Here is a 20,857-nt window from a genome sequence, read left to right on the forward strand (position 1 = left end):
TCGATCTGGCTACACCCTAGCGCTGATCGCCGCGGCGAACCGGTGGAGATTTATCGGTTTCGCCGGAGCCGATTCAGTCTTTGCGCACGCCGTCGATGAGCAGTCGCCGGATCGCCTCGTTCAGTTCGCTGACCGCGGTTTCGTCCGGATTGCGCAGCCCCTGCACGATGCCCGCGATGAGCATGCCGGTGACAGCCTTGGCGGTGTTCTTGGTATCGAGGTCGGCCCGCAGGTAGCCGAGCTCGACACCGTGCGAGAGGTAACCAGCGGTGAGCGCGTCGGCCATATCGAGCAGGCCGTAGAGCCGGGTGGTGAGTTCGTCATCGATACCGGTGGCGTGGAACAGCAGCAGTTGGGCCACCCGGCGGTCGGCCACCAGGATCCGGGTGAGCGCGGCGCCGATGCGATCGATCTGGGCGCGGTATTCGTCGAGTGAGGTGGCGGCGTCGGGCGCGTTATCGGTGCCGAGCGCCTCGATGATCCGCGCGGCCAGATCGTCGATGACCACATCGATGATCTCGCGCTTATTGCTGAAGTACCGGTAGAACGTGCCGTGCCCGATGCCCAGCTCATTGGCGATATCGGCGATGCCGGTGGCGTGATAGCCCTTTTCGGCGAAGCAGATGAACGCGGTGTCGATGATCTCCTGGCGCAGCTCGGCCTTGCGTCGCTGGATCGCATTACCGGCCGCCGGTCGGGGCGCACGCGTGGATGGCTTCGTCACCCACCCGATGATACTGTGTTCACAAACGGAATGAGATGTCATTCCGTGAGAGACGGTTCCTACATTCCCGTTGGAATGTATTTAGCAGGAGGTTCGACGTGGCGCCTCAATACGACGCGGTCGTGGTCGGTGCGGGATTCGGCGGTATGGGTGCGGGTATCGAGCTCGACCGGCTCGGTCTGAGCAATTTCGTGATCCTCGAGCGCGAGGACGACCTCGGCGGCACCTGGCACGTCAACCACTACCCGGGGCTCGCCGTCGATATCGCCTCGGTGACCTACTCGTATTCCTTTGAGCCCAACCCGTATTGGACGCGGCTGTTCGCGCCGGGCAAGGAGCTCAAGAAGTACGCCGAGCACATCGCGGACAAGTACGGCCTGCGTCGTCGGATGCGTTTCGGCACGGTGGTGGACGGCGCCCGCTGGGATGAGGAGCACCAGCACTGGGCCGTATCCATCGCCGGTGGTGAAACCGTTACCGGCCGTTACCTTTTGACCGCGACCGGGTTCCTGTCCCAGCCCTACACCCCGCCGTTTCCGGGGATCGAGTCCTTCGCGGGCAAGATCATCCACACCACCGCGTGGGAGGACGATTTCGACCTCACCGGCCGCAAGGCCGCCATTATCGGCACCGGCGCCACGGCCGTGCAGCTGGTGCCGGAGGCGGCGAAGAAGACCGAGGAACTCACCGTCTTCCAGCGCACGCCGATCTGGGTGGTGCCCAAGATCGATACCGCGATTCCCGCGCCGGTGCAGCAGCTGTTCGCCCGCGTGCCCGCCACCCAGAAGGCTGCGCGGCTGGTCAACACCAGTCTGCTCGAGGCGCTGATGGTGCTCGGCGTGTTGCACTTCAAGCAGGCCAAGCCGCTGAACAAGGCCGCGGGCGTGCTGGCCAAGGCGCATCTGCGCGCGCAGGTGCGCGATAAGGAGACGCGCAAGCAGCTCACCCCGCACTACGACTTCGGCTGCAAGCGCCCCACGTTCTCCAACGCCTACTTCAAGGCCTTCAACCAGCCCAATGTGCGGCTGGAGACCAACGCCATCGATCACATCGAGCCCGACGGCATCGTCACCGCCGACGGCCACAAGACCGAGATCGACACCCTGATCCTGGCCACCGGCTTCAACCTGTGGGATGTGAACTTCCCGGCCATCGAGATCATCGGCCGCGAGGGCGTCGACCTCGGAAAGTTCTGGCGCGACAACCGTTTCCAGGCCTACGAGGGCATCACGGTGCCGAAGTTCCCGAACTTCCTCAGCCTCAACAGCCCGTACTCCTACAGCGGCCTGTCGTACTTCACCACCATCGAGGCCCAGATGAAGCACATGGGCCGCCTGTTGAAGGAAACCTTCCGTCGCGGCGAGACCACCTTCGAGGTGACCGAGCAGGCGAACCGGCACTTCCTGGATCGGGTCACCGACAAGCTGGGTTCCTCGGTCTTCTATGGCGGCGACTGCTCGAGCGCGCGCAGCTACTACTTCAACCAGCACGGCGAGGCCGCTCTGCTGCGTCCGACCAGCACCATCAACGCACACCGCGAAGCGGTCGCCTTCCCGCTCGATGACTACAGCTACGGCAAGATCGCTTAGAACGCCCTGTTGCGCAGCCCCGCGACCACACCACGGTCGCGGGGTTCGCTCGTTACCTGCGGCGATGCGGGTCGGCCTCGACCAGTGCGGTTGCGTGGAATACCTGCGCCGACCGGTCCGTGGACCGTGCCCTGATGCCCCTTGGAGCAGCGTTCTGGGACGTCAGGGGGTGTGCCGGTGTGGTGGCGGCGACGCGAACTGGCAGACTGTTGGGTGTACTTGTCCATCCCACCCACAGACTAGGGACTGACTTCGACGATGGAACTTCTGTTTCCGCTCCTGCTGGTAGCCCTGCTCGTGCCCATGTTCCTCGGAGTGCGCCGCCAGAAGCGCGAGGCCGAGAAGGTCACCACCATGCAGGAAAGCCTGAAGGTCGGCGATCAGGTGACCACCACGTCGGGGCTCTACGGCACCGTGGTCGATATCGATGACGACACCGTCGATCTCGAAATCGCCGAGGATGTCATCACCACCTGGCTGCGTCAGGCCATCCGCGATGTGCGCACCACGGACGAGACCGGTGAGACCGTGGCCGATGAGATCGCGGCCGACGAGATCGCGGCCGGTCCCGTCGAGGAGTCCGCGCAGCAGACCGAGACCCGGCTGACCAAGGACTGACCCGGTTCCAGCGGTGTACCCGCGTGCTGACGACCGCCGCGGGCGGTCCGTCCGGGTGCCCGGCTGTGCGTGCCCGCCTGTTCCACCCTCGACTTCCGCCTAGGAGATGACGAACTGTGCCACCTTCCCAGGGATCGGCGCATCCGCTCCGGTTGCTCGGCGTCTACGCCGTGCTGCTGGCCGTGATCTATGCGCTGGTGTTCTTCGCCGGTGACCATTCCCCGACCGCCAAGCTGGGCATCGACCTCCAGGGTGGTACCCGGGTCACGTTGACCGCCCGCACCCCCGACGGCAGCAAGCCGAGCCAGGACAGCCTGCGCCGGGCGCAGTCGATCATCGAGAACCGTGTCAACGGTCTCGGTGTCTCGGGTTCCGAGGTCGTCATCGATGGCGACAACCTGGTGATCACGGTTCCGGGTGACGACGGTGGCCAGGCCAAGGCGCTGGCGACGACCGCCAAGCTCTACATCCGTCCGGTGCTACAGGCCGTACCCGCGGTCGGCGGTAAGGGCACGCCGCAGGCCTCGGGAGCCGCTGGTACGACTCCGGGCACCACTCCGGGCACCACGCAGCTCAACCCGGACGGGACGCTGGCGACCCAGCCCGCGCCGACCAACCAGTCCGCGCCCACCACCGCAGCGGTGCCGACCACCGAGTCCGCACCCGCGGCGGAGTCGACTCCGCAGCCGCGCGTCTTCCCCGCACAGGCGCCGACCTCGCCCCCGGCCCCGCCCGGCGGGCTGACGCCGCAGGAGCAGGCGAAGAAGGAGATCGCGGACGCCAAGGCGACCCGACAGAGCACCGATCCCACGGTGCAGCAGGCCGCGATGGCCGCGATGGACTGCAGCAAGGCCGACCCGCTGGCCGGTAACGACGATCCGAATCTGCCGCTGGTCGCCTGTGCCACCGACGGCAAGGAGATCCTCCTGCTCGACAAGAGCCGCATCGACGGCCAGGAGATCAAGAACGCCACTTCGGGACTGAACCAGCAGCAGGCCCGCCACGAGGTGAACCTCGAGTTCAAATCCGGCGGTAGTGATGCCTGGGCGACGCTGACCGGCGAATACATCAACAAGCGGGTCGCGTTCGTACTCGACTCGAAGGTGGTCAGCGCGCCGGTCGTGCAGTCGGGTCCGCAGCAGGGCGGTCGCACCACCATCTCCGGTAGCTTCACCGCGGCCAGCGCCAAGGAACTCGCGAACACCCTGAAGTACGGTTCGCTGCCGCTGTCGTTCCAGACCTCGGAGGCCGAGACGGTATCGGCGACGCTGGGTCTGTCCTCGCTGCGCGCCGGTCTGCTCGCCGGTGCGATCGGTCTCGCGGTGGTGCTGCTGTACTGCCTGGCCTACTACCGGATGCTCGGCTTCCTCGCCGGATTCTCGCTGGTCGCCTCCGGTGTCGCGGTGTACGGCATCATCGTGCTGCTCGGCCGGTGGATCGGATTCACCCTCGATCTGGCCGGTATCGCCGGTCTGATCATCGGTATCGGTCTGACCGCCGACTCCTTCGTGGTGTTCTTCGAACGCATCAAGGACGAGATGCGCGAGGGTCGCAGCTTCCGTTCGGCGGTGCCGCGCGGTTGGCAGCGGGCCCAGCGCACCAACCTCTCCGGCAAGACCGTCAGCCTGATCGCCTCGGTCGTGCTCTACATTCTGGCCGCCGGTCAGGTGAAGGGCTTCGCGTTCACCCTCGGTATCACCACCGTCCTCGACGTGATCGTGCTCTATCTGGTGACCGCGCCGCTGATGATGCTGGCCTCGCGCTCGCCGTTCTGGGCGAAACCGTCGGTCAACGGGCTCGGCGCGATTCAGGAAGTGGCCAGGGAACGCAGAGCTGGCGAGGCTCTGGTGAAGGAGACGTCACGATGAGGACAGCATCGCGCAGCGATTCCGTTGGGGGCGGTCGGGAGACGGATGATCGTTACTCGACTGTGGAGCCACTCGCCGACGAGGTGAGCGAATACGATGCCGCGCCGAAGCACAGCGTCTTCGAGCGCCTCTACACCGGCACCGGCGGTTTCAAGATCGTCAGTCGGCGGCGCTTCTACTACGCGCTGACCGCGGCCTTCGTGCTGATCTCGTTGCTGAGCATCGGAATCCGCGGATTCACCCTGGGCATCGACTTCGCGGGCGGCTCGCGCATCCAGTTGCCCGCGGCGGGGACCGCGACCACGCAGAAGGTCGAGGACGTCTACTCCCAGACCATCGGCCACGCCCCGGTGACGGTGCAGAAGGTGGGATCCGGTTCGGCGGAGACCATCCAGGTTCGCTCCGATACGCTGAGCGCCGCCCAGACCGACGCGCTGCAGACCGCGCTGTTCAATGCCTTCCAGCCGAAGGACAAGGACGGCAACGTTTCGCGCAACGCGATCAGTGTCGCGGAGATCAGCGAGACCTGGGGCAGCCAGATCACCAAGAAGGCCGTGATCGCGCTGGTGGTGTTCATCGCGCTGACCATGGTCTATATCGCCATCCGGTTCGAACGGGACATGTCGATCGCGGCGATCGCCTCGCTGTTCTTCAACATGATCGTCACCGCGGGTATCTACTCGCTGGTCGGCTTCGAGGTGACCCCCGCCGCGGTGATCGGTCTGCTGACCATCCTCGGCTATGTGCTCTACGACAATGTCGTCGTCTTCGACAAGGTCGAGGAGAACACCCGCGGTGTGGTGAATACGTCCCGGCGCACCTATGCCGAACAGGCGAACCTCGCGGCGAACCAGACGCTGATGCGTTCGATCAACACCACCGTCATCGGCATTCTGCCGATCGTCGGCATGCTGGTGATCGCGGTATGGCTGCTCGGCGTCGGCACGCTGAAGGATCTGGCGCTGGTGCAGCTGGTCGGCATGATCGTCGGCGCGTACTCGTCGATCTTCTTCGCGGTGCCGCTGCTGGTATCGATCAAGGAGCGGTGGGGTCCGGTCGCGGCGCACACCAAGAAGGTGCTCAACAAGCGCGCCGGGCTGGCGTCGGCGCGTGCGGGAGCCGAGGCGGAGCGGCGCGCGGTTGCGGCGACCGGCCGGGAACTGGGCGCTCGCCCCGCGCGTGAACCCGGGCAGGCCCCGCGTCCCGGCGCTCGACCGAGCGGAAAGCGGAACAAGCGCAGGCACTGACAGCCGACGGCAGGGGTTTTCCTTGATGAAGCAGTCGCTAGCGGCACGTCTGATCGGAGCGGTGGCTGCGGGCACCGTGGCCGCCACGGTGGTGGCCGGGTGCTCGAGCCAGAACCAGGTGCCCTCCATCGGCTATGCCGTCGACGCGGTGATCGCCAGTTACAACGGGGGGACCAGGCTCGGCGCGAGCAGCGGTTCGGACGCGGTGTTCGCGCGCGTGCTGACCGGGTTCTTCTACACCGGCCCCGACGGCCAGCAGGTCGCCGATACCGATGTGGGCACCGCGAAAGAGGTGCCGGGCGAGGCACAGACGGTGCAGTATCGGCTCAACGCGGACGGTGTGTACTCCGACGGCGTGCCGACCTCGTGTGATGATCTGGTGCTGGCCTGGGCCGCGCGCAGCGGCCGGTACACCAAACCCGGTGACCGCGGACAGGTTCCGCTGTTCGATGCCGCGAGCACCGCCGGATACGCCGATATCGAGCGGGTGGATTGCCAGCCCGGCTCCAAAGACGCCACCGTGGTGTTCCGCGGGGACCGGCACTTCCTGGCCTGGCGCAATCTGTTCGCCGCGGGGGAGTTGATGCCGGCGCATGTGGCGGCGCGGGTGGCGAATGTGCCGAATGTCGTGACGGCCGTGCAGTCCGGTGATCAGGCCGGATTGCAGCGGATCGCCGACTTCTGGAACAACGGGTGGACCATCGGCGCGGACAAGCTGGATCAGAGCCGGTTCCCGTCGTCGGGGCCGTATCGGATCGATTCCTACTCCGCCGAGGACGGGCTGGTCCTGGTCGCCAACGAGCGCTGGTGGGGCAATAAGCCCGAGACCGGGCGGATCGTGGTGTACCCGAAGACCGCCGATCTGAAGTCGAAGGTCGGCGACAATGCAGTCGGGGTCGTCGATATCGGTGCCGGGTCGGTGAAGGACATCAATCTGGGCGGGTTCTCGGTGCGGACCGTACCGGGGCGCGGTGCCGAGCAGTTGCTGCTCGGGACCGGCGGCGTCTTCGGTTCGGCCGACGCGCGGCGGGCCTTCGCGCTGTGTGTGCCGCGGCAGGCGCTGTTCGACAAGCTCGGTAAGGCCAAGGACGCGCCGAAGAGCGGGCTCGGCACCGGGGTGCTGAATTCTCGCATCACACAGCAGGATTCGCTGTACTACCCGGCGGTCATCGGTGCGGCCGACAAGTACCAGGGCGCGAATGTATCCGGCGCTACCGCGGCAGTCGCCGCCGCGGGCGCGCCGAATCCGACCATCCGGATCGGGTATGTGAAGCCGGACGAGCGGCGCACCCAAACCGTGCAGATGATCGCGGATGCATGTAAGCCGGCGGGTATCAGTGTGGTGGACGCCGGATCCACGGACTTCGCACCGTCCCAGCTCACCGAGGGCAAAGTCGACGCCGTCCTCGGTAGCACCGCATCGGTGCCGGGTCCGGCCGGATCCGAGACCGGTGTGGCCGCGACCAGCGCGTTGCGCACCGGTAGCGGGCTCAATTTCGGTCGCTTCGGTAATGGCCGCTACGATTCGATCACCGATCAGCTTGCGGGCGACGACAACTCGACCACGACGCTGAATCTGCGCACCGAGGCCGAGAACCTGCTGTGGGCGGAGATGCCGAGCATTCCGTTGTTCGCCACACCCCGCACCATCGCATTCGGTGACGGTCTGCGCAACGGCATAGCCGGGCCCACCCAGGCGGGAACCGGCTGGAATATGGACCGTTGGGTGTTGCGGCGGTGACAGGTGTTGGTGGGTGAGTAACCATGGAGAGGTGTCGATGAGCAAGCATGCGGCGGTGGAAACGGATGACGTCCTAGCCGAGCGGACGGGCAAGGCGGCCGAATTGGTCGATCGGCTCACCCGCTGGCGCGACGATTTCCCCTCTCCCGGCATCCGCTTTGCCGATCTGACGCCGGTTTTCGCCGATCCGGAGGGTTTCCGGGCGGTTGTCGACTGCCTCGCCGCCTGTGCGCCCGATGCCGATCTGGTGGCGGGGGTAGATGCGCGCGGATTCATTATCGCCGCGGGTGTGGCCACAACATTGGGTACCGGTGTCATGGCGGTGCGCAAGGCGGGCAAGCTGCCGCCGCCGGTGATCTCGCGCGAGTACAGCCTCGAGTACGGCACGGCCGCCCTGGAGATCCCGGCCGATGGGGTCGAGCTGAAGGGCCGTCGCGTCCTGCTCCTCGACGACGTCTTGGCGACCGGTGGAACGTTGGCAGCCGCGGCGGACCTGTTCCGGGCCGCCGGTGCCGAAATCATCGCGGCCGCAGTGGTTTTGGAGCTCGGATTCCTCAACGGGCGCGATCGCCAAGGGGACTACCCGTTGACGTCGGTGGTGCGGATCTAGTTCGCGGAACCGGTTTGCCGGTCGAGGTTCGGGCTGCGAGGATCGCCGGGTGGTTGCCTGCGCGCCGCCGAACCCGCCCTCGCCGCAGGGACTTTCGTGAGTCCGTTCAAGCGTGAGCGGATGACCTGCAGGTCGGACTGGGCGGCGCGGCGGTTGACGCGTACGTCGACACCTGGATCACCGAGATACGGGATGTGACCGATCAGGCGCGGCGGATCCGCGAGCTGGTCGCCGTCGGCCAGTTGGACGCGGCTGCCGGGGCGCTGCCCGTTGAGCGGCCGTATCCATTGTCTGCGGAGATGTCGGCTGTTATCGGGTAGCGGATCGGGGCTTTCGGACCCGGGTAGTGAGGCGGGCTATCCGGTCGTCGCAGCCGCGGCGGATCGTGTGATCCAAATATCAGTGGCGCAAGATCCGCGGTTGCGCTTAACCTGTACGAGTCTTATCCCCGTTGATCGGAGTCATGTCGTTGCTCTCATGAGGTAGCCACTCGGGCGGCCCGCATCCGCGCGTCGCGTTTCCGTAGCAACCTCTGGGGTCCACATGGCCAATCTTTCCCTTTCCGATCTCACTTTTTCCTGGCCCGACGGCACGCCCGTATTCGACGGGCTCGATGCCGTGCTCGGCCCCGGCCATCTCGGCTTGGTCGGCGGCAATGGCGCGGGCAAGTCCACGCTGTTGCGGCTGATCGCGGGTGCGCTGACGCCAGCGCGCGGGTCGGTCACGGTGACCGGGCGGCTCGGTTATCTGCGTCAGGATCTCGGCCTGGTCACCGGTCGGCGCGTCGATGAGGTGCTGGGTATTGCCGCGATACGCAAGGCGTTGCACCGCATCGAATCCGGCCGCGGCGAGGAGTCGGACTTCGACACCGTCGGTGGGCAGTGGGATGTCGAGGAGGGGGCGATCGCGCTGCTCGGTCGACTGGGTCTGCACTACCTCGCCGACTCGGTCGAACAGCTCGACCGCCATCTGGAGACGCTCTCCGGTGGGGAGACGGTGCTGCTCGGCCTGGTCGCGGAGCTGTTGTGCGAACCGGACGTGCTGCTGCTCGACGAGCCGACCAACAACCTGGATCAGCATGCCCGACAACGCCTCTACGAGGTCGTCGGGCAATTCTCCGGCACCGTCCTCACGGTCAGTCACGACCGTGAGTTGCTGGAGCGGATGAGCGCGATCGCCGAACTCCGGCAGGGCGAATTGCGTTTGTTCGGCGGCAATTTCAGCGAGTACGAACGGATCGTCGAGGCCGAACAGGAGGTAGCGCGGGCGACGGTCCGAGACGCGCGCAGTGATGTCCGCAAACAGGCGCGCGAACTGGTCGAGACCCGGATCAAACTGGATCGCCGAGCGCGTTACGGGCAGAAGATGTTCGAGAACAAGCGCGAACCGAAGATCGTCATGGGCGCGCGCAAGCGGGCCGCGCAGGTGTCGGCGGGCAAGCTGCGCAATAACCACATCGAAAAGCTGGACACCGCAAAGGAACAGCTACAGCAGGCCGAGGACCTGTTGCGCGACGACCGGCACATCCGAATCGAGCTGCCCGGCACCAGGCTCTATCCGGGCCAGGATGTCGTCGAGCTCGACCAGGTCGAATTGGCCTGCGGGCCGACCGTGACGCTGCGGGTGTCCGGTCCGGAGCGGATCGCACTGACCGGCCGCAATGGCGCGGGCAAAACCACGCTGCTGCACCGGATTGCCGCGGCGCCACCGAAGGTTCCGTGGCGCATGCTGCCGCAACGCCTCGATATCTTCGACGAGCATCGCACGGTCTTCGAGAATGTCGCCTCGACCGCGCCGCACGCCTGCGCCGAACAGATCCGAGCCCAACTCGCCCGCTTCCTGTTCCGGGGCACCGACGCCGACGTCGCGGCGTCGGCTCTCTCGGGTGGCGAACGCCTGCGCGCCGCACTCGCCATGCTCCTACTCGCCGACCCGGCCCCCAAACTCCTGCTACTCGACGAGCCGACCAATAACCTCGATCTCCCCAGCCTCGACCACCTCACCCAGGCCCTCGCGCACTACGAGGGCGCGCTGATCGTCGTCAGCCACGACCCCCGCTTCCTCGACGACATCGGGATAACCAGGCGCGCGGAGTTGAGCGCCGACGGACTGACCGAAACCCTGATCCGGTAGCGCTATCCGCGCGCGGCCCGCCGCATGACCCCCGGATGCCGCAACAGCCGCGGACCCAGCTTCACCGCGAGGAGGCTGAGCGGTAGCCAGGGTCGCAGGTGCGGGTTGAGGCGGCGAATCCGGCCGTCGGCGGCCAGTTCGAGGATCATGGCTTCGGTCATTCGGAACGGACCGACGCTGGCCTCGGCCAGCAGAACGCGACGGTCGCCGTCGCCGATGTCCTCGGTCCAGCGCAGCTGCGAGAGGCTGCCGTAGGCCGCGGTCAGCAGAATGCGCAGGTCGTCGTGACCGCGGAAGGTCAAGCGACCGGACAGCGGTGAGGTCAGCTCGGCATCGGGGGCGAGGGCGCTCATCATGGCGTCGATATCGGCGGCCTCGGTCGCCTCGCGGAATTGTGCCACTGCATCGGACATCGATCACCTCTCGGCGTTCGGTTCATCGGTCGTATCGCAACGTAACCGTGTCGCTTGCAAAAAGCAATGGACTAGGATGGGGCGGTGCCCAAAGCTGCCATGTCCGACATTGTGTGCTCGATCGCGCGAACGCTCGACGTGGTCGGGGAGCGGTGGACGCCGCTGATCCTGCGCGATCTGTTCGTCGGGGTGAACCGGTTCGAGGACATCCGCCGTGATCTCGGCATTGCCTCGAATGTCCTCACCGCGCGCCTGGATACGCTGCGGGAGTACGGGATTGTCCAGGCGCGGGCGTATCAATCGAATCCGGTTCGCCACGAATACGTGCTCACCGAACCGGGCCGCGATCTGTATCCGGTGCTCACCATGCTGATTTCCTGGGGTGACAAGTGGCTCGCCGGGCCCGCGGGCCCACCCGCGCTGGTCGTGCACCGCGACTGCGGGCACGAGACCTCCGGGGTGGTGGTCTGTCGCGCCTGCGGTGCGCCGCTCACCGCGGACAACGTCTACTGGCGGCACGGCCCCGGCGCGCACCGAGGGCCGGGGACCATGCTCATCGGCGACCATCTGGAACCGGCGCAGTAGGGCCACCGCGCACCCGCTCGAGTTGAGCGACTTGCTCGGCTGCAGCATGATCAATGCGATGGACCTGGTGCTGCAAGCAATAGCCGACGTCGATTGGGACGAGCTGGAACATGCTTATGGCCCCGCGGCGGATGCTCCGGCACATCTTCGGGCACTGCTCGACGGTGATGCCGAGGCCTGTGTCGACGCGGTCGGCTATCTCGATGCCGCGCTATTGCACCAGGGGAGTGTGTACTCCGCGACCGCGCCGTTCGTTGCGATCGTCGCCCAATTGCTGCCGCGCCCGCATACCGCGATGACGATCGAGGACATCCTGCCGTGGGATCCGGAGCCGCGGTCCTTGCGGGTGGCGCTGCTGGACTACCTCGAGATCTTCGCGCACAGTTGTTGTTCCGGAATTTCGGACGCACAGCTGTATGCCGAGGCCTATCCACCCGGTCGCAGCGAGGAGGATCTGCAGCGGGTCAAGGCGAATCGGCGCGCGGGACTGCTGGAACTGGGTCCCGATCCCGCGAAAGCCCTACTGGTGGAGCATGTTCCGACACCGCCGGGCCTACTGGCGGCAATCGATGACAACGAATTCCGCACGGCGATGCGGGCGCGCGACGAGATCGCCTGTCGCGCGGTGGTTCCCGGCATCATCGAGGCGATCGAACCGCTGGTCGACGATGCCGACGCGGTGGTGCGCATCGCCGCGCTGCGCACGCTGGTCGAGCTCACCGCGCATCCCAGCCTGACCGCGCAGCGGTCCGCATTGCTCGACCGGCTCGACACCATCGCGCCGACCATTCCGGACCCGGTCGAACGCGCTACTGCCGCAAGGGTTTCGGGAATCCACGGCGGCCGTCCGGAACGGCTGCTCGCCGACCCCCATCCCGGTGTCCGCGCCTGCGCCGCCCTGGCGCCCGCCTTCGCCACCGAACAACGCGCCACCGACGAACTTCTGGCCGCGCTCGAGCGCCCCGAGGTCATCGACGAGTGGTTCAACCGCTACCTACCGGGGCAGGACGGTTGGCTTCGCCACGATGTCATCCGCGAACTCGTCGGTCGCGTCCACGATTTCGAGACACTGCTGCCCGCCGCCATCGAAGCGGCATGGGCCGCCAATGAGCACACTGTGCGCAACGACTGTATTTCGTTCCTGCACAGAGCCTTTCCCGATCCGATCACCGACGAATCGGAGCTGTCCGCCGCGCAGCTGTCCTATCTCGCGGTGCTGGCGGAGATCGAGCCGCTGTGGCAGACCGGTCAACTCGATCGCTGGTTCAGTGCGGCGGGTCTGCCCGGCGGCCGGGCGAGCTGCCGTCGGTTCGTCGAGCAGTAGGCGTTTCGATCCATCGCCGCGGGCCGCGTCAACGGGTCCGCGTCCGCAGTGTGGGTGTAGGGTCCTGACTTTCGCCGCCGGACCGCGGACACAAGGATGTGTATCCATGGGAATCGAGTTGAACGTGGCGGGGGTGTGCCGCGCGCCCACCGAGGACTTCCTCGATCAGGTCGGGGCGTGGCTGCAGACCGGTCCGGCCGGTGCGCGGGTCGGCTGGACCGCCACGTCGGCTCCTTTTCGGAAATCGGTGGAGATCTCCGGGGATCGCCTGCTGGCCGTGCTGCATCCGGCGGCGGAGCCGGTCGATCTGCGTGCGGCGCACGGCCAGGTGGTGGTGAGCGCGGGCTGCGCTTCGGCCGGGCCGGGCTATCACCGACACGTCGCCGCGGTACTGCACGAAATGGGCAGGCGCTTCGACATCGTGTGGGATGAGGGCACCGAGGATCCGCTCGGACTCGCCGATAACCGCGCCGAGGTCGAACACGACTACCTGGTGTGGATCCGCGCGCTCGCCCGGACGGTATTGACCGAGGTGCCCGCCGAGGGCGCCTGGGTGTCGATCGGATTGTCCCTGGGCAGTGACCGTTTCGATCATGACGGGCTGGCCGCGAGTTGGTTGGGACCGCGCGACCGCGACTGGTTCCAGGCCGTCTCCGACGGTAATGAGGCGGCGGCGCGCGCGTTCTTCCCCTGGTGGGATGACGGCTGGACCGCGCTGACGATTCGCAATACCGCGATGGGCATCATCTGGAACGACGTGCGGTGGCGCGCACCGTCGGACGCCGATGACACCCCCGCGCTGCACCAGGCCGATGCCTTGCTCGCCGAGGCGCACCGGCTCGACGCCGCACTGGACCTGCCGTGGTCGGCCTGGCACGAATTGCGGTCGCTGCTGGCGGATTCGGCGCCCATCGCGGCCGGTGCGCCCATCGATCTGCCCGCGCGGGCCGCCGCGGATCGGCCCGCGCGGCTCGGCTACCGCCGCCGCTCGGTCCGCACAACGCCGGTATCCGGTTGGAGTCTGCGGATACCGGGCGATTTCACCTACGGCTGGGACGGCGATCGCTGGTGGGCCTGGGACGGCACCCGCCAGATCGAGATCACCATTTTGCGGGTCGGCGACGCGCAGACCGGCCCGCCTCCGGCCGCGATGCTGCAATACGGCGCCAATGCCACCGCGGGTCATCGCGGCGAACCGGTCACCGGTGGACCAGGTGACGGGTGGTGGTTGCCCGCGGAGGACGGCGACGAGGTCGGGGTGCAGGGGATCGCCAGCCGCCGCAACGGCGAACTTCTCCTGGTCACGATCAGTGTTCCGGGGTCACAACTGGGTTGGGCGATCGAGGTCTGGCGCTCGCTGCAATACGGCGGGGATTGATCGCACGTTTGTGGAAGCGAGTGCGCGCTCGCGTCGATCATGCTGGCCTTCCGACTCGATCAGGAGGTTCCCTTGGCAACTGTCATCGATATCGTCATCGGCCTGTTCTTCCTCGCGATGGGTGGATATGCCCTCGCCGCACCGGCCGCGCTGATACGTCCCTTCGGCATGCGTCCCGAGCAGGCCACGGCCCGCTATGAGATCCGCGCGGTCTACGGCGGGTTCGGTCTGGCGATGGCGGCGATGCTGGCAGTCGCGGCGACCCACGATGGATCCCTGCGGTCCGGAATCATGTTCACGATCGGTGCCGCGCTGGGCGGAATGGCTTTGGGGCGCATCATTTCCGCCGTTGTCGATGACCGAACATCCTTCTATCCCAACTGGTTCTACTGCCTGATCGAAACCGTTGCGGCGGCGGCCCTGGTGCTGACAGCCTGAGCCGAATCGGGTTGTTGCAGCGCTGGCCGGTGCCTGGCGCGCTGATGTTGTCCAGGCAGCAGGTCGGTCGGATCGTCGAACCGATCGCTGGTCGTGGTCGGATTCGTGACCGGTGGTCAGCTGAGCCGTCTCGCGCGGCTGATCGTCAACCCATCGAGGTCGTACTTTTTTCAACTACGACGGTGCGCGCCCGATCGGGCCTCCGCGCGATACGCATGGGCCTGTCTGCGCGATCAACTAATGGTGCGCGGTTCGAATTCGGCGGTGAATTCGCCGTGAGGGATTTCGGCAGCACGCCAATCGGGGCACTCTGGACGGAGAGCCGCTGATCCGATGACAGGAACCCGATCGTGACACATACCTTGACTCAGCTCGAGTTGCTGACCGAACTCGAACCCGTTGCCGAACAGAACCTCAACCGCCACCTATCGATCGCCAAGGACTGGCACCCGCACGATTACGTGCCATGGGACGAGGGCCGCAATTTCGCCGAGATGGGCGGAATCGATTGGGAGCCAGGGCAATCCAGTCTGAGCGAACTGGCAAAGGCCGCGATGGTCACCAACCTGCTGACCGAGGACAACTTGCCGTCCTATCACCGACTGATCGCCGAATCGTTCTCACAGGACGGTGCCTGGGGCACGTGGGTGGGGCGCTGGACCGCCGAGGAGCACCGGCACGGAATCGTCCTGCGCGACTATCTCGTCGTCACCCGAGGGGTGGATCCGGTGGCGCTGGAACATGCGCGGATGGTCTGTATGACGACCGGGGTGCAGCATCCGACCGGAGTGGACGACAACGGATTCCTGCCCGGCATCGCCTACGTGACATTTCAAGAACTGGCGACCCGGGTCAGCCACCGCAACACCGGCAAGGTCTGCAACGACGCGGTCGCCGACCGCATGCTGCAGCGCATCGCCACAGATGAGAACCTGCACATGGTCTTCTATCGCAATCTGTGCGGCGCGGCCATCGATCTGGCGCCCGACCAGGCGCTGGCGGCGATTTCGGCGATCATCCGCAACTTCCAGATGCCGGGCGCAGGTATGCCGAACTGGCGGCGCAACAGCGTATTGATGGCCAAACACGGTATCTACGATCTGCGCCAGCACCTCGAGGAGGTCATCAACCCGGTGCTGCGCAAGTGGAATGTCTTCGAGCGCACCGACTTCACCGCCCGCGGCGAACAGGCCCGCGAGGAGCTCGGGTTGTTTCTGGAGGGACTCGGCAAGGACGTGATCAAGTTCGAGGAGCAGCGCGACCGGGCCTTGGCGCGTGAGGCGGCGAAGCGCGAGCGGCAGGACGCCTGAGCGGGTTCGACCCGTCCGCGAAGATCAACTCGCGGTACCGATTCCGACCAGCGAACTCTTGACGGGCATAGTTTTAGTCTCTTACACTAAAACTAGTTCACGAGAGGAAGTGACGACATGGGATACGGACATTGGGACGACACCGCCTACCGCGCGGCCAAGACCTTCCGAGCCAGCCGAGGTCTGGACGACTTCGGATATACCGCCGAGATGCACGGGCAGCCGTATACGAGTTGGCAGGCGCATCCGGCGCTCGACCCGCTCGGTGTCGCCGTGCGCGAATGTCGGGATTCCGATGAGCACGGGAATTCGCTGCCGATCGCGGTGCTGTTCGACGTCACCGGATCGATGGGACGGGTGCCGCGGATCATGCAGGACAAACTCGCCAAGCTGCACGGCCTGTTGCGGAGCAAGGGGTACGCGCAGGATCCGCAGATCATGTTCGGTGCCATCGGCGATGCCGATACCGATCGGGTGCCGTTGCAGGTGGGGCAGTTCGAATCCGACAACCGGATGGACGAACAGTTGCGCAATATCCTGCTGGAAGGCGGCGGTGGCGGACAGAAGTCCGAAAGCTATGAACTGGCCGCGTATTTCATGGCCACCCATGTCGCGACCGACGCATGGGAGCGACGCGGCAAGCGCGGCTATCTGTTCATCATCGGTGACGAGCTGAACAAGGCCGAGTTGGCGGGGCGGCACATCCGCGCCGTCATCGGCGACCATGTGCGCACCGATATCGACGTCGCCTCGATCTATCGAGAACTGGCCGAACGGTGGCACGTGTACTACATCCTGCCCAACCAGTCGAGCTACTTCGACGATCCGGAGATCGCCGAGCACTGGCGGGGATTGCTCGGCCAGAACTTCGTGAAGCTCGACGATCCGGCCGCGGTGTGTGAGCTCATCGCACTCACCATCGGGCTCGCGGAGGACCGCGTCGATGTGCACACCGGACTGGCCGACCTGCGCGATGTGGGGTCGGTCGCCGAGGCGGATTCGGTCGGAAAGGCGTTGGGCGCCAAGGTGGGACCGAGTATGCGTGCACTGTCGCGGGGGCGGAGCTGATATCGGCCCGTGCGCAGTACATCAGTCGGAAAGGCCAGGGGTGCAAGGTGATTCGGTCACACATCGTAGTGCTCGACCTCGGGTTCGGGGATGCCGGGAAGGGGGCGACCGTCGATTGGCTGTGCTCGCCGGAGGCGGGGTTCGGCGTATCGGCGGTCGTGCGATTCAACGGCGGTGCACAGGCGGCGCACAATGTGATCGCCGACGGACGGCATCACACCTTCGCGCAGTTCGGATCCGGCACCTTCGCCGGCATTCCGACGCTGCTCTCGCGGCATATGCTGGTCGAGCCGATCGCGCTGGCGAGTGAATCGCTGCGGCTGGCCGCGCTGGGGGTGCCGGATCCGCTGTCACTGCTGCGCATCGATGGGCGCGCGTTGCTCACCACGCCGATTCATATCGCCGCCAACCGTGCTCGCGAGGACGCGAGGGGTTCCGCGCGGCACGGCTCCTGTGGCCGCGGCATCGGCGAAACAGCCAGCTATGCACTCGAATACGACGCGCCGACGGTATCGGACTGCCTGCGCCCGAACGTCTTGTACGCCAAGCTCCACGCGCTGGCGGCACATTACGGCCCGCTGATCGCGCCGAGCGCGCACCGCTACGAACCGATTCGCGATCTGGTCGCGATGTACCGGGAATTCGCCGCCGCCGTCCGCATCGTCGACGGTGGCGAACTCGCCCGCCTGGCCCGGCGCGGCCGCCTGATCTTCGAAGGCGCACAGGGCGTTCTGCTCGACGAATGGCGCGGCTTCCACCCGCACACCACCTGGTCCACGGTGGAACCGCGCAACGCCCGCGCCCTGCTCGCCGAAATCGATGCTCCCGCCTACACACTCGGCGTCACCCGCACCTACCTGACCCGCCACGGCGCCGGCCCGTTCCCCACCGAAGACCACACCATCACGATCCCCGAACCACACAACACCACCGGCCGCTATCAGGGCCCCTTTCGTCGCGGCCACCTCGACCCGATCCTGCTGCGCTATGCCATCGAGGTCTCCGGCGGTATCGACGGCCTCGCTGTCACCCACCTGGATGCCCCCGGAACCGGCTACGCCGCAACGGGATACACGACACCGACCGGTGTGATCGATCGCCTGGAACCGGGCCCATGGCAGGACCTGGACCACCAACGCCAGCTCACCGAACTCCTGACCACGTCCACCCCGATCCTCACACCGATCCCCGCCGACCCGATCCCGTGGCTGGAACGTCAACTCGATACCCCGATAGTCCTGACGGCCGATGGTCCCGACCGCCGCGACCGCACCCTGATCCGTACGGCGGCCGCTGTCGCATAGGGCTCGATGCGATGGTCCGTCGTGGTCGCACTACCCGACAGTGGCGCGGCACATGGCCGTGTTCTCGCACGTGAGCTGGCAGGGGCGTATTGCGTGGCATTCCGGTTGCGGCGAAGGTCGAGATGTTCTTGTTCGCGTGCCACTCGGCGCAGGATGTCGTGGGTCCGGCAGGATGGGGCGGCGTGGAGCAATCCGTTGTTTCGGTCGATGTGGTGGCGTTGCGGTTCTGGGGCGATGACGCCGAGGTGAGCGTTGGTATCGCTGCGCGGGAGATGGAGCCGTTCACGGGGCGGCTGGCATTGCCGGGCGTGCTGCTCGGGCGGGGGGAGCGACTGGTCGCGGCCGCTCGGCGGGCCGTGCACACCAAGCTCGGGGTGCCGGAGGCGGCGATCGGGGCCGTCGGACAGTTGGTGACCTTCGATGAACCGAACCGCGACCCGCGCGGGCCGACATTGTCCATCGCGATGTGGGCGGTGGTCGGACCGCACGAGGGGCCCGCGCAATGGGTTCCCTTCGATGCGATGCCCGAACTGGCCTTCGACCACAATCGCATCGTCGATGCCGCCCGCGGCCTCCTCGCCCGATTGCTCTGGAAGGACATCACCTTCACCCGGGCACTGACCGGCGACGAATTTCCCGCCACCCGCGCGGTCGAACTCAGCGCCTCCGTGCACGGCACCCGCCCCGACCCGGCGAACCTGAACCGCACCCTGGCCGCCATCCCCGGCCTCGCCCGCACCACCGAACGCCGCCGCGTCAAGGCCACCGGCCGCCCCGCCACCATCTGGGCATTCACCCCGGACGAATAGCGCAGCCGCATGCCGTATCGGTGCGGGTAAGGAGGGTTCAGGAGCGTGGGGCATACATGATGACCGCGACGCCGATGAGGCAGAGGGTGGCGCCCAGGTAGTCCCAGCGGTCGGGGTGGAATTTATCGACGATCATGCCCCAGGCGAGTGAGCCCGCAACGAAGACGCCGCCGTAGGCGGCCAAGATGCGGCCGAAGTTCGGGTCCGGTTGGAAGGTGGCGACAAAGCCGTAGGCGCCGAGCGCGAGCACGCCCGCCGCGATCCACAGCAGCCCGCGCTGCTCGCGCCAGCCCTGCCAGACGAGCCAGGCACCGCCGATCTCGGCGAGTGCGGCGAGGGCGAACAGCAGCAGCGACCGGGCGATCGTCATGCGGTAGAACGTACCGGCAGCGCCCCGCCGCACCGTACCTCGTAAACCGCGGTGAGGTGTCAACCGGCTTCTGCTGTTCACCTCGCCGATACGCGCCCGTGAGCAGTAGGAATAGCTTTTGGCTATCGCGAGTTCAGTGGTTGTTCAGCGAAGCGACCAGTGATGGCGAGACCGATGAAACATCCATGAACACTCACTCGGTGAACTATCCGAAGGGCACTGGCGTACCGGATCGTTCCGGATATGAGCGCGCGAACCAGCACGTCCCTCGCACGCAGGCAACTGTTCTCCAGTGCCGTTGCCGTAGCGGCCGTTTCGACCGTCCTCGCCACCGGCCGCGCGCAGGCCGCCACCCAGGTCGACAAGGTCGTCCTCATCGGACTCGACGGCCTGATGTACCGCAAGATCGAGGAAGTCCGCGCCCCGAACCTATTGCGGCTCAGCGCCGAAGGCACCCTCGGGCGCACCTCGATCGCCCCCCATGTCACCATCTCCGGTCCGTCCTGGGCCACCGTGCTCACCGGTGTCTGGGGCAGTAAGCACGGCATCACCGACAACAACTTCGACGCCACCCCGTTCGCGAAGTATCCGACGGTCTTCACCCGGCTCGAACGCTCGGATCCGACCCTGAAGACCCAGTCCATCGCCACCTGGGATCAGATCGCCACCATGGCCGGCAGCGGGAACCCCCGCGCCGACGTCGTCATCTCCACCCCGCCCGTCCCCGGTGACGACGACGAAATCGCCACCGATGCCGCCACCACCGACAGCGTCGTCACCGCCATCACCAAATATGCCCCCGACTTCCTCTTCACCCACCTCGACCAGGTCGACCGCGCCGGACACAAGCACGGCGGCGCAACCAGCGAATACCGCGACGCCATCACCCGCATCGACACCCTGGTCGGCCGCATCGTCGCCGCCGTGGACGCCCGCGCCCGCGCCAACCCCGCCGAACGCTGGACCATCCTGGTCACCACCGACCACGGTCACCGGCCCAAGGGCGGGCACGGCGGCCAAACCCCCGACGAGACAACCAGTTTCGTCATCGCCCGCGGCCCGAATTTCATCGCGGGCGCGACCAGCTCCAGCTTCTCCCTGGTCGATATCACCCCGACGGTGCTGGATATCTTCCACGCCCCGCTCGACCCGGATTTCGACGGCGAGTCCCGCATCCGCCAGCCCGTCGAACCCTTCACCAGCCGATAGGGCACCTCTTTCGCGCACCTCACACGGGTGATGTTTTCCGAGGTTGCCGCCGACTCGGCAACCTCGGATCGAACGCATGACCTGCGCTCGGACTAAAGTTGTGGTCTGGGCGGTTGCAG

At 66.5% G+C, this 20,857-nt stretch carries 20 protein-coding genes; 17 read left to right on the forward strand and 3 right to left on the reverse strand.

Going from position 1 to position 20,857, the window contains the following annotated elements; genetic code table 11:
* Positions 1-73 precede the first annotated feature (73 nt).
* Positions 74-724 carry a TetR/AcrR family transcriptional regulator gene (locus ACQP0C_RS15405; RefSeq protein ID WP_433733577.1) on the reverse strand — a complete coding sequence of 217 codons (651 nt, stop codon included), beginning with the start codon at positions 722-724 and terminating at the stop codon, positions 74-76.
* Between the two features lie 98 nt (positions 725-822).
* Here ACQP0C_RS15405 and ACQP0C_RS15410 point away from each other — a divergent pair, with 98 nt between their 5' ends.
* The 8 genes from ACQP0C_RS15410 (at position 823) to ACQP0C_RS15445 (ending at position 10,530) form a co-directional block, all read left to right on the forward strand.
* Positions 823-2,313, forward strand: coding sequence for a flavin-containing monooxygenase (locus ACQP0C_RS15410; RefSeq protein ID WP_433733578.1), 1,491 nt, complete (start codon positions 823-825; stop codon positions 2,311-2,313).
* 258 nt (positions 2,314-2,571) lie between these two features.
* Positions 2,572-2,931, forward strand: coding sequence for a preprotein translocase subunit YajC (yajC, locus tag ACQP0C_RS15415; RefSeq protein ID WP_433733579.1), 360 nt, complete (start codon positions 2,572-2,574; stop codon positions 2,929-2,931).
* A 116-nt stretch (positions 2,932-3,047) separates the two neighbouring features.
* On the forward strand, positions 3,048-4,799 hold the full coding sequence (gene secD, locus ACQP0C_RS15420) for a protein translocase subunit SecD (RefSeq protein WP_433733580.1): 1,752 nt from the start codon (positions 3,048-3,050) through the stop codon (positions 4,797-4,799).
* Positions 4,796-6,046, forward strand: coding sequence for a protein translocase subunit SecF (gene secF / locus ACQP0C_RS15425; RefSeq protein ID WP_433733581.1), 1,251 nt, complete (start codon positions 4,796-4,798; stop codon positions 6,044-6,046). Before secD ends, secF begins: the two co-directional genes overlap by 4 nt.
* A gap of 25 nt (positions 6,047-6,071) precedes the next feature.
* A complete protein-coding gene (locus ACQP0C_RS15430) occupies positions 6,072-7,787 on the forward strand; it encodes an ABC transporter substrate-binding protein (protein WP_433733582.1) in 1,716 nt (571 codons plus the stop codon).
* Between the two features lie 37 nt (positions 7,788-7,824).
* Complete coding sequence (locus ACQP0C_RS15435; RefSeq protein ID WP_433733583.1) at positions 7,825-8,397, forward strand: adenine phosphoribosyltransferase; 573 nt, start codon at positions 7,825-7,827, stop codon at positions 8,395-8,397.
* Between the two features lie 137 nt (positions 8,398-8,534).
* Positions 8,535-8,717, forward strand: coding sequence for a DUF4291 family protein (locus ACQP0C_RS15440; protein ID WP_433734560.1), 183 nt, complete (start codon positions 8,535-8,537; stop codon positions 8,715-8,717).
* Positions 8,718-8,940: 223 nt separating this feature from the next.
* Positions 8,941-10,530: an ABC-F family ATP-binding cassette domain-containing protein gene (locus tag ACQP0C_RS15445; protein WP_433733584.1), complete on the forward strand. Its 1,590-nt coding sequence runs from the start codon at positions 8,941-8,943 to the stop codon at positions 10,528-10,530.
* Between the two features lie 2 nt (positions 10,531-10,532).
* On the opposite strand, the gene ACQP0C_RS15450 is transcribed toward ACQP0C_RS15445, so the two are convergent.
* The gene (locus ACQP0C_RS15450; RefSeq protein WP_433733585.1) at positions 10,533-10,943 is read right to left on the reverse strand and encodes a nuclear transport factor 2 family protein; all 411 of its coding nucleotides are present in this window, start codon (positions 10,941-10,943) and stop codon (positions 10,533-10,535) included.
* Between the two features lie 84 nt (positions 10,944-11,027).
* Between ACQP0C_RS15450 and ACQP0C_RS15455 the strand changes: the two genes are divergently transcribed.
* From ACQP0C_RS15455 to ACQP0C_RS15490, 8 genes are all read left to right on the forward strand, one after another.
* Positions 11,028-11,528: a winged helix-turn-helix transcriptional regulator gene (locus ACQP0C_RS15455; RefSeq protein ID WP_433733586.1), complete on the forward strand. Its 501-nt coding sequence runs from the start codon at positions 11,028-11,030 to the stop codon at positions 11,526-11,528.
* 58 nt (positions 11,529-11,586) lie between these two features.
* Positions 11,587-12,852, forward strand: coding sequence for a hypothetical protein (locus ACQP0C_RS15460; RefSeq protein ID WP_433733587.1), 1,266 nt, complete (start codon positions 11,587-11,589; stop codon positions 12,850-12,852).
* Between the two features lie 106 nt (positions 12,853-12,958).
* Positions 12,959-14,230 (forward strand): hypothetical protein, encoded by a 1,272-nt coding sequence (locus tag ACQP0C_RS15465; protein WP_433733588.1) that lies wholly within the window; start codon positions 12,959-12,961, stop codon positions 14,228-14,230.
* Positions 14,231-14,302: 72 nt separating this feature from the next.
* Positions 14,303-14,668 carry a DUF4345 domain-containing protein gene (locus ACQP0C_RS15470; RefSeq protein WP_433733589.1) on the forward strand — a complete coding sequence of 122 codons (366 nt, stop codon included), beginning with the start codon at positions 14,303-14,305 and terminating at the stop codon, positions 14,666-14,668.
* Positions 14,669-15,018: 350 nt separating this feature from the next.
* Positions 15,019-15,978: an acyl-ACP desaturase gene (locus tag ACQP0C_RS15475; protein WP_433733590.1), complete on the forward strand. Its 960-nt coding sequence runs from the start codon at positions 15,019-15,021 to the stop codon at positions 15,976-15,978.
* Positions 15,979-16,095: 117 nt separating this feature from the next.
* Positions 16,096-17,046, forward strand: a complete 951-nt coding sequence (locus tag ACQP0C_RS15480) for a hypothetical protein (RefSeq protein ID WP_433733591.1) — start codon at positions 16,096-16,098, stop codon at positions 17,044-17,046.
* 47 nt (positions 17,047-17,093) lie between these two features.
* Positions 17,094-18,350, forward strand: a complete 1,257-nt coding sequence (locus ACQP0C_RS15485) for an adenylosuccinate synthetase (protein ID WP_433733592.1) — start codon at positions 17,094-17,096, stop codon at positions 18,348-18,350.
* Between the two features lie 182 nt (positions 18,351-18,532).
* A complete protein-coding gene (locus ACQP0C_RS15490) occupies positions 18,533-19,159 on the forward strand; it encodes an NUDIX hydrolase (RefSeq protein WP_433733593.1) in 627 nt (208 codons plus the stop codon).
* 37 nt (positions 19,160-19,196) lie between these two features.
* Here the strand turns inward: ACQP0C_RS15490 and ACQP0C_RS15495 are convergent, their stop codons facing one another.
* Positions 19,197-19,529: a YnfA family protein gene (locus ACQP0C_RS15495; protein ID WP_433733594.1), complete on the reverse strand. Its 333-nt coding sequence runs from the start codon at positions 19,527-19,529 to the stop codon at positions 19,197-19,199.
* A 243-nt stretch (positions 19,530-19,772) separates the two neighbouring features.
* Between ACQP0C_RS15495 and ACQP0C_RS15500 the strand changes: the two genes are divergently transcribed.
* Positions 19,773-20,738 carry an alkaline phosphatase family protein gene (locus ACQP0C_RS15500; protein WP_433733595.1) on the forward strand — a complete coding sequence of 322 codons (966 nt, stop codon included), beginning with the start codon at positions 19,773-19,775 and terminating at the stop codon, positions 20,736-20,738.
* Positions 20,739-20,857 lie beyond the last annotated feature (119 nt).

The organism is Nocardia sp. CA-129566 (assembly GCF_050956075.1).
In the GTDB taxonomy this organism is placed as follows: Bacteria; Actinomycetota; Actinomycetes; order Mycobacteriales; family Mycobacteriaceae; genus Nocardia.